The sequence below is a fragment of the Altererythrobacter sp. B11 genome (genome assembly GCF_003569745.1).
GTDB lineage: Bacteria > Pseudomonadota > Alphaproteobacteria > Sphingomonadales > Sphingomonadaceae > Croceibacterium_C.
Map to the genome: position 1 here is coordinate 1 of NZ_AP018498.1, position 12,189 is coordinate 12,189.

The window sequence follows — 12,189 nt, forward strand, 5'->3', positions numbered from 1 at the left end:
ATGGAAGATCAGGAAACCGCGGACCTCGCCGCGGATTGGGCCGACATCAGTCAGGGCCTGCGCAAGGATTTGGGGCATCAGTTGTTCAGCCAGTGGATCCGTCCGATCCAGGTGGGCGGCTTCTGCAAGGACACGGGCACGCTGCAGCTGTTCCTGCCGACGGAATTCTCCGCGAACTGGGTGCAGGATCGATTCCACGATCGGCTCTCGCTGGCATGGAAGATCGCGCGCAGCGAAGTGCGCCAGGTGAAGATTTCGGTCCATCCAGGCCGCCGCAAGCTCGCCGATCTCGACCTCAAGGGCGATGACGGATTCGGCCACCGCGCCGCCAATGACGGCACGCTGGGCATGGAATCGATCGGGCAGGACGGATTCATTTCCTCCGTCGGCCTCGACCCCTCGCTCACCTTCGCGGCCTTCGTCACCGGCACCACCAATGTGCTCGCCTGCAACGCGGCGGAGCGGATGGCCAAGGCGGAGAAGCCGCAGTTCAGCCCGCTCTACCTCAAGGCCGCGACGGGCCAGGGCAAGACGCATCTGCTGCACGCCATTGGCCATGCCTATCTGCAGGCGCATCCGCGGGCGCGGATCTTCTACTGCAGCGCCGAGCGCTTCATGGTGGAATTCGTCCAGGCGCTGAAATCGAACGAGATGATCGAGTTCAAGGCGCGGCTGCGCGGCTTCGACCTGCTGCTGGTGGACGATATCCAGTTCATCATCGGCAAGGCCAGCGCGCAGGAGGAACTGCTCTACACGATTGACGCGCTGCTGGCCGAGGGCAAGCGGCTGGTGTTCGCCGCCGATCGCGCGCCCCAGGCGCTCGACGGGGTGGAGCCGCGCCTGCTCAGCCGCCTGTCCATGGGCCTCGTGGCCGACATCCAGCCCGCCGATATCGAGCTGCGCCGCGCGATCCTCGAATCGAAGCTGACGAAGTTCGCCCCGCTCGACGTGCCGGGCGACGTGATCGAGTTCCTCGCCCGCACGATCAACCGCAATGTGCGCGAACTGGTGGGCGGGCTCAACAAGCTGATCGCCTATGCCCAGCTGACCGGGCAGGAAGTCTCGCTGCAGCTCGCCGAAGAGCAGCTGACCGACATCCTCTCGGCCAATCGCCGGCGGATCACGATCGACGAAATCCAGCGCACCGTGTGCCAGTTCTACCGCATCGACCGCTCCGAAATGTCGAGCAAGCGGCGCGCCCGCGCCGTGGTGCGGCCGCGCCAGGTGGCGATGTATCTCGCCAAGGTGCTGACGCCGCGCAGCTACCCCGAAATCGGGCGCAAGTTCGGCGGGCGCGATCACTCCACCGTCATCCATGCGGTGCGGCTGATCGAGGATCTGCGCAAGCGCGACGCCGATATGGATGGCGACGTGCGCAGCCTGCTGCGCCAGCTGGAAAGCTGAAGCCTTCGCTGGGCGGGGTGGCGAACGGGCGGCGATGATCTCGGTCATTGCCGCCCACCGCCGCAGCCCCTAGATAGCGGCCATGCCCCACAGCACGCCCTCCCCGCCCCCGGCACCGGCACCGGCCGAGCTGCCGCATACGCTGGCGGCCGCCGCGCTGCGCGGCGCGCGGGGGCACTGCCCGCGCTGCGGCGGGCCGGACCTGTTCCGCAAATGGCTGAAGCCGGTGGACCGCTGCCGCACCTGCGGGCAGGACTGGTCGCTGCAGAGCGCCGATGACTTCCCGCCCTATATTTCTATCTTCGTCACCGGCCACCTGCTGGCCCCGCTGCTGATCCTGCTGATCCTCGACGTGGGCCTGTCCGCCTGGGCGACGGCGGCGATTCTCCTGCCGCTCGCCGCTGTGCTGATGCTGGGCATCTTGCAGCCGGCCAAGGGCGCGGTGATGGCGCTGCAATGGTGGCTGGGGGTGAGCGGCTTCATCCGGGAACGGCCGGCCGCGCCGGGCCGCGGCGCCCGCCCGTGACTCTCGTTGCCGAGCGCCTGCCGCGGTTCGCGCGGCATATCGTCCTGCCCGAGATCGGCGGCGCGGGGCAGGCCGCGCTGGCCGGGGCGCGGATCGTGCTGATCGGCCTCGGCGGGATCGGCTCTCCCGCGCTGCAATATCTCGCCGGCGCGGGTATCGGCCACGTCCTGCTTATCGACGATGACGATGTGGACGAAAGCAACCTGCAGCGGCAGACCATCTTCACCGGGCGGGACGTGGGCCATGGCAAGGCCGTGGCCGCCAAGCGCTGGGCGAGCAATTTCGACAGCGGGCTGGACATCGCCATATCCGACACACGGGTGACGGCGGAGAATGCCCACGAACTGATCGCGGGCGCCGATCTGGTGGTGGACGGATGCGACAATTTCGCCACCCGCCTCGCCGTGTCCGACGCCTGCGTGGCGGCGGGCGTGCCGTTGCTGAGCGCGGCGGTCGGTCGCTTCCAGGGGCAGGTGGGGGCCTTCGCCGGCCACTTGCCGGAGCAGCCCTGCTATCGCTGCTATGTCGGCGATGCCTTCGATGCCGAGGATTGCGACACTTGCGCGGATGACGGGATGCTGGGCGCCATGGCGGGCTGGACGGGGACGTTCGCCGCCATGCAGGCGATCCGCGTGCTGCTGGCGCCGCTCGGCGGCATGGGCGATCCGCAATGGGGCCGGCTCCACCTGCTCGATGGCCTCGCCCCGGCCATGCGCAGCTTCACCATCGCCCGCGATCCCGCCTGCAAGGGTTGCGGCTCAGCCACCTAGCATCTCGTCCACCCACTGCGGCACGAGCAGGCTGGCGGCGCCCAGCCGCGTCTCGTCGAACCAGTGCGAGCCCTGGCTACGTTCGAGATTGAGCTCCAGCGCGCGGGCGCCATGCCCCTTCGCCTGCTGCACGAAGCCCGCCGCGGGATAGACCGCTCCCGATGTGCCGATGGAGACGAACACGTCCGCCTCCGCCAGCGCAGCGAAAATCCGCTCCATCTGATAGGGCATTTCGCCGAACCACACGATGTCCGGCCGCAGCGCCGCCGCCCCGCAGGCGGGGCAGGCCGGCCCGTCCCGCAGCGTTCCCTCCCACCGGTGCCGCGCATCGCAGGCGGTGCACCAGGCGGACAGCGCCTCCCCATGCATATGCAGCACGCGCGTGGCCCCGGCGCGTTCGTGCAGATCGTCGATATTCTGCGTCACGATCAGCAGGCCCCCGCCCCATTCCGCATCCAGCCGGGCGAGCGCCGAATGGGCCGGGTTGGGCTGCGCCGCCCGCACCTGCGCCCGGCGCTCGTCATAGAAGCGCTGCACCAGATCCGGATCGCGGCGGAGGGCGGCGGGCGTGGCGACATCCTCCACCCGGTGGTCTTCCCACAAGCCATCCTCCGCGCGAAAGGTGCGGAGGCCACTTTCGGCGCTGATTCCCGCGCCTGTGAGGATGACTATATTGCGGATGCCGGGCATAGCTCGCATGAAACACGCGGACAGGGAAAGGCGCAATGGCAAGCATCGGCATCATCGGCAGCGAAGGACGCATGGGGCAGGCGCTCGCCCGCGCGGTGGAGGCGGCGGGGCACAGCCTGGCCGGCGGAGCGGACAAGGGCAGTGACGTGGCCGCGCTGGCCGATGCGTGCGAGGCGCTGGTGGATTTTTCCGCCCCCGCCGCGCTGGAGGCGAACCTGCACGCCGCCGTGGGCGCGGGCGTGCCGATCCTGATCGGCACCACCGGCCTTGCCGAGGTGCATCACGCCGCCATCGATCAGGCCGCGCGGGCGATCCCCGTCCTGCAGACGGGCAACACCTCCCTGGGCGTCACCCTGCTGGCGCATCTGGTCCAGGAGGCCGCGCGCCGGCTGGGGCCGGACTGGGACATCGAAGTGCTGGAAATGCACCACCGGATGAAGGTCGATGCCCCCTCCGGCACGGCCCTGCTGCTGGGTGAGGCCGCGGCCGCAGGGCGCGGCATCGCGCTGGCCGACCATAGCGAGCGCGGACGTGACGGGCACACCGGCGCGCGGGCGGAAGGCGCGATCGGCTTCGCTTCGCTGCGCGGCGGCACGGTGGCGGGGGAGCATTCGGTGATCCTGGCCGGGCCGCAGGAACGGCTCATGCTCTCGCACAGTGCGGAGGACCGGATGATCTTCGCCCATGGCGCAGTGAAGGGCGCCGCCTGGCTGATCGGCCGCGAACCCGCACGCTACCGGATGGAGCAGGTGCTGGGCCTTTGACGAAGGACGAGGTGTTCGAATTCTTCCGCATTCTGGCGGAAGACAATCCCGAGCCGGAGACGGAGCTGGAATATGGCAATGCCTACCAGCTGCTGGTCGCCGTCGCCCTTTCCGCCCAGGCCACGGACGTCGGGGTGAACAAGGCCACCCGCCGGCTGTTCGCCGAGGTTGAAACCCCGCAGCAGATGCTGGAACTGGGCGAGGAGGGGCTGAAGGACCACATCAAGACCATCGGCCTGTTCAACTCCAAGGCGAAGAACGTCATCGCCCTCTCTCGCCTGCTGGTGGAGCAGTATGGCGGGGAGGTGCCCGATAGCCGGGAGGAACTGGTGAAGCTGCCCGGCGTCGGCCGCAAGACGGCCAATGTCGTGCTCAATTGCTGGTTCCGGCAGGAAACCTTCGCCGTGGACACCCACATCTTCCGCGTCGGCAACCGCACCGGCCTCGCCCGCGGCAAGACGCCGGATCAGGTGGAGGCGAAGCTGGACAAGCGCGTGCCGCAGCCCTTTCGCCTGCATGCCCACCACTGGCTGATCCTGCACGGCCGCTACATCTGCAAGGCCCGCACGCCTGAATGTTGGCGCTGCCCGGTGGTGAACCTCTGCGCCTTCAGGCCGAAGGTTCTGCAAGATCCGCGGAAGAGGTCGACGAAATAACCTGAGCACAGACAAGGTCGCCCACGACGTTCAGCGTGGTGCGGCACATGTCGAGGAAGCGGTCCACGCCCAGGATCAGGCCGATGCCTTCGGGCGGCACGCCCACCCCGCCCAGGATCAGCGCGATCACCGGCAGCGATCCCCCCGGCACGCCGGCCGTGCCGATGCCGGCCAGGATGCAGATCAGCATCACGAAGATCTGATCCGACAGGCTGAGATCCACGCCGAAGAACTGGGCGAGGAACAGCACCGTCACCCCTTCAAACATCGCCGTGCCGTTCTGGTTGGCCGTGGCGCCGATGGTCAGCACGAAGCGGGCGATGCGATCGGGCAGCTTCAGCTCGTCATGCGCCACGCGCAGCGCGGTGGGCAGGGTCGCGTTGGAGCTCGCGGTGGAGAAGGCCATCACGCTCGCCTCCCGCGTGTCGCGGAAGAATTCCAGCGGGCTCTTTCTCGCGACGAATTTCAGCAGCAGCGGGAACACGCCGAACATCTGCAGGCCCAGCGCCAGCAGCACCACGCCCACGAAGGCGGCCAGCTTCACCAGCAGATCCCAGCCGAACTGGGCCGACAGATTGAACATGAAGCAGAAGATCGCATAGGGCGCGAGCTGGATGACGAGGCCGATCAACCGCATCGCCACTTCGAACACGCCTTCGATCGCATCCTTCAGCTGTTCGGTGCGGCGCGTCTGCACCAGCAGCAGGCCTACGCCGAAGAACAGGGCGAAGAACATCACCGCCAGAATGTCGTTGTCGCTCATCGCGCTCACGACGTTGGACGGCACGATGTTGATCAGCTGGCTGATGCCGGTCTGCGCTTCGGTGGAAGCCTGCACGATGCTGCGCGCATTATCCCCGCCCTGCGCCAGCAGTTCCTGCGCGGCCGCCGGGTCCACGCCGCGGCCGGGGCGCAGGAGATTGACCAGAGCGATGGAGAGGGTGACGGCAATGCCCGAAACGATGATCGTGTAGACCAGCGTACGGATGCCGATCCGGCGCAGCGCGCGCACTTCGCCCATTTCAGCAATGCCCACCACCAGCGCGCTGAACAGCAGCGGGATCACCAGCATGAACAGCAGGCGCAGGAAGATCTGCCCCACGGGCCCGGTGATATAGGTCACCACCGTATCCACCCATGCGGCGTCGCGCGCGAAGGTATAGGTCAGCAGGCCGGCGGCCAGTCCGGCGATGAAGCCGATCAGGATCTTCCATTGCAGGCGGCCGTGGCCGATCGGGCTCGCTTCCGCGGCCATCTCCGATGCGTCGGTGCTCATGCGGCTTCGCCCCTCCCCTCAGTCATGTCCCCCGGAAGGAAGCAATTTGCGGCCCCCGGCGCAAGCGCCATGGGCACGCCCGCAACGCTGTTGCGCGGCGGGGCCGTGCGGATCAAACGCCCAGCGCCGCAGCCGCGATGCGGCGATAGATTCGTGCAAGGGCGTCCAGGTCGGCCAGCGCCACCGCCTCGTCACACTTGTGCATGGTGGCATTGGTCAGGCCGAATTCGATCACCGGGCACAGATCCTTGAGGAAGCGGGCATCCGATGTGCCGCCGCTGGTCGATGCCTCCGGCGTCACGCCGGTCTCGGCTTCCACCGCGCGGGCGATCATCGCGGAAAAGTCGCCCGGCGGCGTCAGGAAGGGCTCACCGGAAATCACTGGCCGCGCGGTGCAGCCATGCCGCCGGGCGATCTCGCTCACCCGCGCGCCCAGTCCGGCGCCGGTGTGCAGATCGTTGAAGCGGATGGAAATGCGCGCCCTGGCCGTGCCGGGGATCACATTGTGCGCGGGGTTGCCCACCTCGATCTCAGTGATCTCGAGATTGGAGGGCTGGAACCAGTCCGTCCCTTCGTCCAGCACCAGCGCGTCCAGCTCGGCCAGCAATGCCACCAGCCGGGGCACGGGATTATCGGCCAGGTGCGGATAGGCGACATGGCCCTGCACGCCCGCCGCCTCCAGGAAGATGTTCACCGAACCGCGCCGGCCGATCTTCATCATGTCCCCCAGCCGGTGGACCGATGTCGGCTCTCCCACCAGGCAGAGGTCGGGAATATCCCCGCGCGCGCGGATCAGTTCGATCAGGGCGCGGGTGCCGTGGATGGCGGGGCCTTCCTCGTCACCGGTGATGATGAAGCTGAGCGTGCCGGCATCCTGTGGTATCGTGGCCACCGCTGCGACCATGGCCGCCACGGCGCCCTTCATGTCCACCGCGCCGCGGCCATACAGCAGATCGCCGCGCACTTCGGGTGCGAAGGCGTCGCTCGCCCAGCCATCCCCCGGCGGCACCACGTCCACATGGCCGGCAAAGGCGAAATGGCGCGATCCTGCAGGGCCCGGGCGGATCGCCAGCATGTTCTCCACCGGCCCGTCGGGCAACTCGCCCTCGGTGAAGCGATGGATCCGGAAGCCCAAGGGCGCCAGCATGCCCTCCAGCGCGTCGAACACCGCGCCGCGCGCGGGCGTCACGCTTTCGCAGGCGATCAGATCGTGGGCGAGATCGGCGGCCGTGCGGTTCAAGCGGGCTGCGCCACTTCGAACTGCTCGATCACCCAGCGTTCGTCCTCCGCGGCGGAAATCCACGACTGCATCCAGTCATGCTCCCACACCGCCTGCATATAGGCCTGGGCGAAGCCGGGCACGCCGATGCCATAGGTGACGAAGCGGCTGACGATCGGCGCGTAGAAGATATCGGCCGCGCTGAAGGTGCCGAACAGGAAGGGGCCGCCCTTGCCGAAACGCGCCCGCGCCTCCGCCCACAGGCCGAGGATGCGCACGATGTCCTGCCGGGTCTCGTCCGTCAGCTCGTGCCCGTCCACCCGCTTGCGGATGTTCATCGGGCACTGGCGGCGGAAGGCGAGGTAGGAGCTGTGCATTTCGGCGACCATGGCGCGGGCCATGCCGCGCGCCGCATCCTCCTTCGGCCAGAAGCGATCGCGCCCGACCTTGTCGGCCAGATATTCGAGGATGGCCAGGCTGTCCCACACCACCACGTCGCCATCCCACAGCACCGGCACCTTGCCGGCGGAGGGCTGGAACTCGCCGTCATTGCGGCGCAGCGCCTGCCAGTCATCCCCGTCGATATGGACGGTCAGCTCCTCGAAATGGAGGCCGGACTGCTTGGCCGCCAGCCAGCCGCGCAGCGACCAGCTCGAATAATTCTTGTTGCCGATGATCAGCTTCACGGCCTGCCCCTGACATGCTCTCGCCCCCGGCCCTAGGGCATTCACCGCCCGACTGTCGAGGCTGAACGGCGGAATTGCAGGCCGCGATGAAGCATACAAGGCTTGCTAATGCGAATGCGTCGCATTACGGAGCCGCCATCGACGCGAATCCGCGTCCAGAATGGGGAAATCATGAACACCGTCCGATCGCTGTTGCTCGCCTGCACCTGCCTCTATGCCGCCCCCGCGCTGGCGGAGGAGGCGCCCGGCAGCGGGGACATCATCGTGACCGGGGAAGTGTCCGCGGGCAGCGCGGCGACCAAGACCGATACGCCGGCGATCGAAGTGCCGCAGCCCGTCACCGTCATCACCGACGAGATGTTCGAGGCGCAGGGCGCCCTCTCCGTCAGCGATACGCTGAACTATGTCGCCGGTGTGCAGGCCAATCCTTACGGGCCGGACAGCCGGGTGGACGGCGGCTTCATCCGCGGGATCACCCCGCTGCAGTTCCGCGACGGGATGCGCGATGTTTACAGCTACTACGCCAGCATCCGCGCCGACCCCTACAATTTCTCCCAGGTGGAGGTGGTGCGCGGCCCGGCCTCCGTGCTGTTCGGCGCGGGATCGCTGGGCGGGATCATCAATCTCGCCTCCAAGCTCCCGGAATTCACGCCGGGCGGCGAAGTGGCGGTGCGCTATGGCTCGTTCGACCGGAAGGAATTGCTGGCGGACATCACCGGCCCCGTCACCGGCACGCTGGCGGCCCGCCTCGTCACCCGCCTGCGCGATGCCGATACGCAGACGGATTATGTCGAGGATGACCGGGCGATGATCGCCCCCTCGCTCACCTGGGCTCCCAGCATGGATACGAAGCTGACCCTGCTCGGCCTCTATCAGGAGGATGACAGCGGATCGACTTCGCAATTCCTCCCGCTGGTCGGCACGCTGCTGCCCAATCCCAACGGCAAGCTGCCCAACGACCTCTTCGTCGGAAAGCCGGGCTGGGATCGCTACGACGGTCGGCTGCTGCAGGGCACCGCGCTGTTCGAACAGCGGGTGACCGACAAGCTGCGCCTCAACCTCAAGGCCCGCTACATCGACAGCGACCTCACCTATTTCACGCATTATCCGGACAGCTACAGCAACCCGACCAATCCCTATCTGGACCCCGACCAGCGCGTGCTCGGCCTGATCTCCTCCGGCAGCCTTGCCCGGATGGAGATCTTCACCATGGATCATAATTTGCAGTTCTCTTTCAACACCGGTGCAGCGGTGGAGCACACGCTGCTCGCGGGGGTGGATTACAGCTGGAGCCGGGTGCGCAAAGAAGATGGCTATGGCTTCGAAGCCATCGACATTTACGATATAGATTACAGCGCCTTGTCGAACTACGGCATGGGTCTGCCGCAGCCCAGCCAGCCCTCAGACGATACCCGCCAGGAACAGCTCGGCCTCTATGTGCAGGACCAGATCCGCTTCTTCGATCGGGTCTCCCTCGTCCTCGGCCTGCGCCATGACGATGCAAACTCAAGCACTTTCGGCACCGAGGCCTATGATCTGAGCGCCACGACCTATCGCGCCGGCATCATCGCGGAAGTGGTGAAGGGCGTCTCCCCCTTCTTCAGCTACACCGAGAGCTTCGAGCCGATCTCCGGCCGGACCAGCGCCGGTTCGCCGCTGAAGCCCAAGACCGGGCGCCAGTTCGAAGCCGGCATCAAGCTGCATCCCGGGCGGGCCACGCTGGCGACGCTAACGTTCTATCACATCAAGGAAAACGGCCGCGCTATTGACGACCCGAGTTTCCCCGCCGGCGATTTCAAGATCCAGGTGGACGGTGTGACCTCCAAGGGCGTGGAGTTCGAAGCCAGCACGACCCTGCCCGGCGATCTCCAGATCCTCGCCAATGTCAGCTATAACGAGGCGGAGATCGACGGGACGAACCAGCAGCTCGACAATGTGCCCAAGTTCAACACCTCGCTGTGGGCGATGAAGGGCTTCGCGCTCGGCGGAGATACCTACCTGCGGATCGGTGGCGGCGTGCGCCACTCGGGCGAGAACACATCCTATGGGCCCGCCTTCGCCAACGGTATCGTGACGCCGGAGTATACGCTGGTGGATGCCATGGCCGAGATCACCTGGAAGGAAAACTGGAAGCTGGCGGTCAATGCCACCAACCTCCTGGGCAAGGAGTATTATTCCGCCTGCCTCGCCCGGGGGGACTGCTTTATGGGCGCCGAACGCAATGTGTTCGCTACCCTCTCCTACGGCTTCTGATGGCGCCTGAGCTGGCAAGCCCCGCCCCCCTGCTGTGGCTCGGCGCCGCCGGCGCCCTGGCCGGGGTGGCGGTGCTGCGCGCAGCCTGGCAGCGCAAGGCGCGCTCCATGCCGCTCAACGCGCTCGGCTGGGGGCTGCTGCTCGCGGGCTCCGTGGCAGGCGGGCTGGCGGAAGGGGCATGGGGCGTCTCGGTGGTCGGGCTGTTCGGCATGGGCATGGCGGCGCTGCTGCTGGCCCATGCGGGTCTGACTTCCCCGCCGGGCAAGGCACAGGGTTCCACCCGCCGCGTGCGCATGCTGCCCGAAGGTGGGGAGCCGCTGCGGATTGGCACCCGGCTGCTCACCTTCCTGCTGGTGGGCGGCATCGCCCTGCTGGCCTCCATCGCCCTGGGCGTCTTTGCCCGTTGGCTGTCCCTCGCCGCCGGATGGAGCGAGAGCAACAGCAATGTCATGGCCCTGTTCACCGTTACCGTCGCCTGGGGTGTGCTGGCCTTCTGGCTGCTGATGCTGCCGCGGCGGCGCAGCCAGCTGCTGCTGCTTGCGGCCTGCTTCGCTCCGCTCCTGCCCGCGCTACTCCTGCGGAGTGTGGTTGCATGAAATTCGCCCCGGAAAGCTCCACCGTGAAGCAGGCGCTGTCCGCCCATGCCGCGATCGGCCTGATCGCAGGTGCGCTGCTCTATCTCGTGTGCCTCACCGGAACGGTGGTCGTGCTTTACGAGGAATGGCAGCGGGTTGAACAGCCGGATGCGCCGGAGATGCAGCACATCGCCCCCGCCGCCGTACAGGCCGGCGTTGCCGCGGTGATGGCGGAGGAAAGCGGGCGCGTGCCGCAGACCGGCCACCTCTATGTCCACATGCCGTCCCCCGCCCTGCCGCGCACCACGATCACCACGGATCACCAGGCAGTGCATCTGGCCGCCGACGGGACGCTCGCGGGGCCGGAGGAGATCGCCTGGTCCGATTTCCTGCTGCAGCTGCATTACACGCTGAACCTGCCGAGCCTTGTGGGTATCACCATCGTCGGCGCGCTGGGGGTGATGATCCTGGCGCTGGCGCTGTCAGGCGTGATCGCCCATCCGCGCATCTTCCGTGACGCCTTCCGCCTGCGCACGCGCCAGAGCGGCGGCGTTGCGCTGGCCGACTGGCACAACCGCCTAAGCGTGTGGACGCTGCCCTTCACCCTCGCCATCGCCCTCACCGGGGCGCTGATCGGCCTGGCATCGGTGGCGGCCTATGCTCTTGCCGCCGCCTATTACGATGGCGACACCGAAGCGGTCTATGCGCCCATCTTCGGGGAGGAGATGGCCGGCGCAGGCGCGCCAGGAGTGCCGGATGTGGCCGGCCCGCTCAGCTACATGCAGGCGCACCATCCCGGTGTGCATATGACCTATGCCATCGTGCATGAGCCGGGGACCGCAGGGCAGCATGTGCAGATCATCGGCGAACACAGCCGCCGCCTGATCTTTGGCGAGTATTACAATTTCGACGCCCGCGGCACCTTCCTGGGCACCGCCGGGCTGGCGGATGGCGACATGGGCCGGCAGGCCGCGGCGTCCACCTACAATCTCCATTTCGGCAATTACGGCGGCCTGCCGGTGAAGCTCGCCTATATTCTCTTCGGCGTGGCGCTGACGGCGATCTGCGCGACCGGTGCCTATATCTGGCTGGGCAAGCGCGCGCGGCGCGGCCATGCGGAGCCGCGCCTGCTGGCGGCATGGGATGCCGTGGTATGGGGCACCCCGCTCGCCCTCCTGCTCACCTTCCTCGCGCGGCTGGTGATCGGCAACGGCGCCCCCTTCGCGGTGATCTTCTGGATCGGCACGGCGGCGATCCTGGCGGTCAATATCGCTCTCGCCGGCCGAATGCGCACGCGCGGCGCATTGCAGCTGCTGCTGGGCGTGGGTAGCGCGGCCGGGCTAATCCTCGCCGCCGCCTGAACGGAGAGC

At 67.5% G+C, this 12,189-nt stretch carries 12 protein-coding genes; 8 read left to right on the forward strand and 4 right to left on the reverse strand.

What is annotated here, in order from left to right; translation table 11 throughout:
• From dnaA to AEB_RS00015, 3 genes are all read left to right on the forward strand, one after another.
• A complete protein-coding gene (gene dnaA, locus AEB_RS00005; protein ID WP_231958823.1) occupies window positions 1–1,404 on the forward strand; it encodes a chromosomal replication initiator protein DnaA in 1,404 nt (467 codons plus the stop codon).
• 82 nt (window positions 1,405–1,486) lie between these two features.
• Window positions 1,487–1,930: a DUF983 domain-containing protein gene (locus tag AEB_RS00010; protein ID WP_119081246.1), complete on the forward strand. Its 444-nt coding sequence runs from the start codon at window positions 1,487–1,489 to the stop codon at window positions 1,928–1,930.
• Complete coding sequence (locus AEB_RS00015; RefSeq protein ID WP_172592938.1) at window positions 1,927–2,700, forward strand: HesA/MoeB/ThiF family protein; 774 nt, start codon at window positions 1,927–1,929, stop codon at window positions 2,698–2,700. The genes AEB_RS00010 and AEB_RS00015 overlap by 4 nt, the downstream gene beginning before the upstream one ends.
• Here AEB_RS00015 and AEB_RS00020 read toward each other — a convergent pair.
• Window positions 2,689–3,390 carry an NAD-dependent deacylase gene (locus AEB_RS00020; RefSeq protein WP_119081248.1) on the reverse strand — a complete coding sequence of 234 codons (702 nt, stop codon included), beginning with the start codon at window positions 3,388–3,390 and terminating at the stop codon, window positions 2,689–2,691. The genes AEB_RS00015 and AEB_RS00020 overlap by 12 nt on opposite strands.
• A gap of 35 nt (window positions 3,391–3,425) precedes the next feature.
• Between AEB_RS00020 and dapB the strand changes: the two genes are divergently transcribed.
• Together dapB and nth are read left to right on the forward strand one after the other, a co-directional pair.
• Entirely contained in the window at window positions 3,426–4,154 is a 729-nt protein-coding gene (dapB, locus tag AEB_RS00025) for a 4-hydroxy-tetrahydrodipicolinate reductase (RefSeq protein ID WP_119081249.1), read from the forward strand.
• Complete coding sequence (nth, locus tag AEB_RS00030) at window positions 4,151–4,810, forward strand: endonuclease III (RefSeq protein ID WP_119081250.1); 660 nt, start codon at window positions 4,151–4,153, stop codon at window positions 4,808–4,810. Before dapB ends, nth begins: the two co-directional genes overlap by 4 nt.
• Here the strand turns inward: nth and AEB_RS00035 are convergent.
• From AEB_RS00035 to AEB_RS00045, 3 genes are all read right to left on the reverse strand, one after another.
• A complete protein-coding gene (locus tag AEB_RS00035) occupies window positions 4,764–6,086 on the reverse strand; it encodes a dicarboxylate/amino acid:cation symporter (protein ID WP_119081251.1) in 1,323 nt (440 codons plus the stop codon). The genes nth and AEB_RS00035 overlap by 47 nt on opposite strands.
• A 112-nt stretch (window positions 6,087–6,198) precedes the next feature.
• Complete coding sequence (gene dapE / locus AEB_RS00040; RefSeq protein ID WP_119081252.1) at window positions 6,199–7,326, reverse strand: succinyl-diaminopimelate desuccinylase; 1,128 nt, start codon at window positions 7,324–7,326, stop codon at window positions 6,199–6,201.
• Window positions 7,323–7,991: a glutathione S-transferase family protein gene (locus tag AEB_RS00045; RefSeq protein ID WP_119081253.1), complete on the reverse strand. Its 669-nt coding sequence runs from the start codon at window positions 7,989–7,991 to the stop codon at window positions 7,323–7,325. Before AEB_RS00045 ends, dapE begins: the two co-directional genes overlap by 4 nt.
• A 171-nt stretch (window positions 7,992–8,162) precedes the next feature.
• Between AEB_RS00045 and AEB_RS00050 the strand changes: the two genes are divergently transcribed.
• From AEB_RS00050 to AEB_RS00060, 3 genes are read left to right on the forward strand one after another with little or no spacing between them, the layout of a single operon-like run.
• Window positions 8,163–10,244 (forward strand): TonB-dependent siderophore receptor, encoded by a 2,082-nt coding sequence (locus tag AEB_RS00050; RefSeq protein ID WP_119081254.1) that lies wholly within the window; start codon window positions 8,163–8,165, stop codon window positions 10,242–10,244.
• Window positions 10,244–10,840, forward strand: coding sequence for a hypothetical protein (locus AEB_RS00055; protein WP_119081255.1), 597 nt, complete (start codon window positions 10,244–10,246; stop codon window positions 10,838–10,840). The genes AEB_RS00050 and AEB_RS00055 overlap by 1 nt, the downstream gene beginning before the upstream one ends.
• Window positions 10,837–12,180, forward strand: a complete 1,344-nt coding sequence (locus AEB_RS00060; protein ID WP_119081256.1) for a PepSY-associated TM helix domain-containing protein — start codon at window positions 10,837–10,839, stop codon at window positions 12,178–12,180. The genes AEB_RS00055 and AEB_RS00060 overlap by 4 nt, the downstream gene beginning before the upstream one ends.
• Window positions 12,181–12,189: the final 9 nt, after the last annotated feature.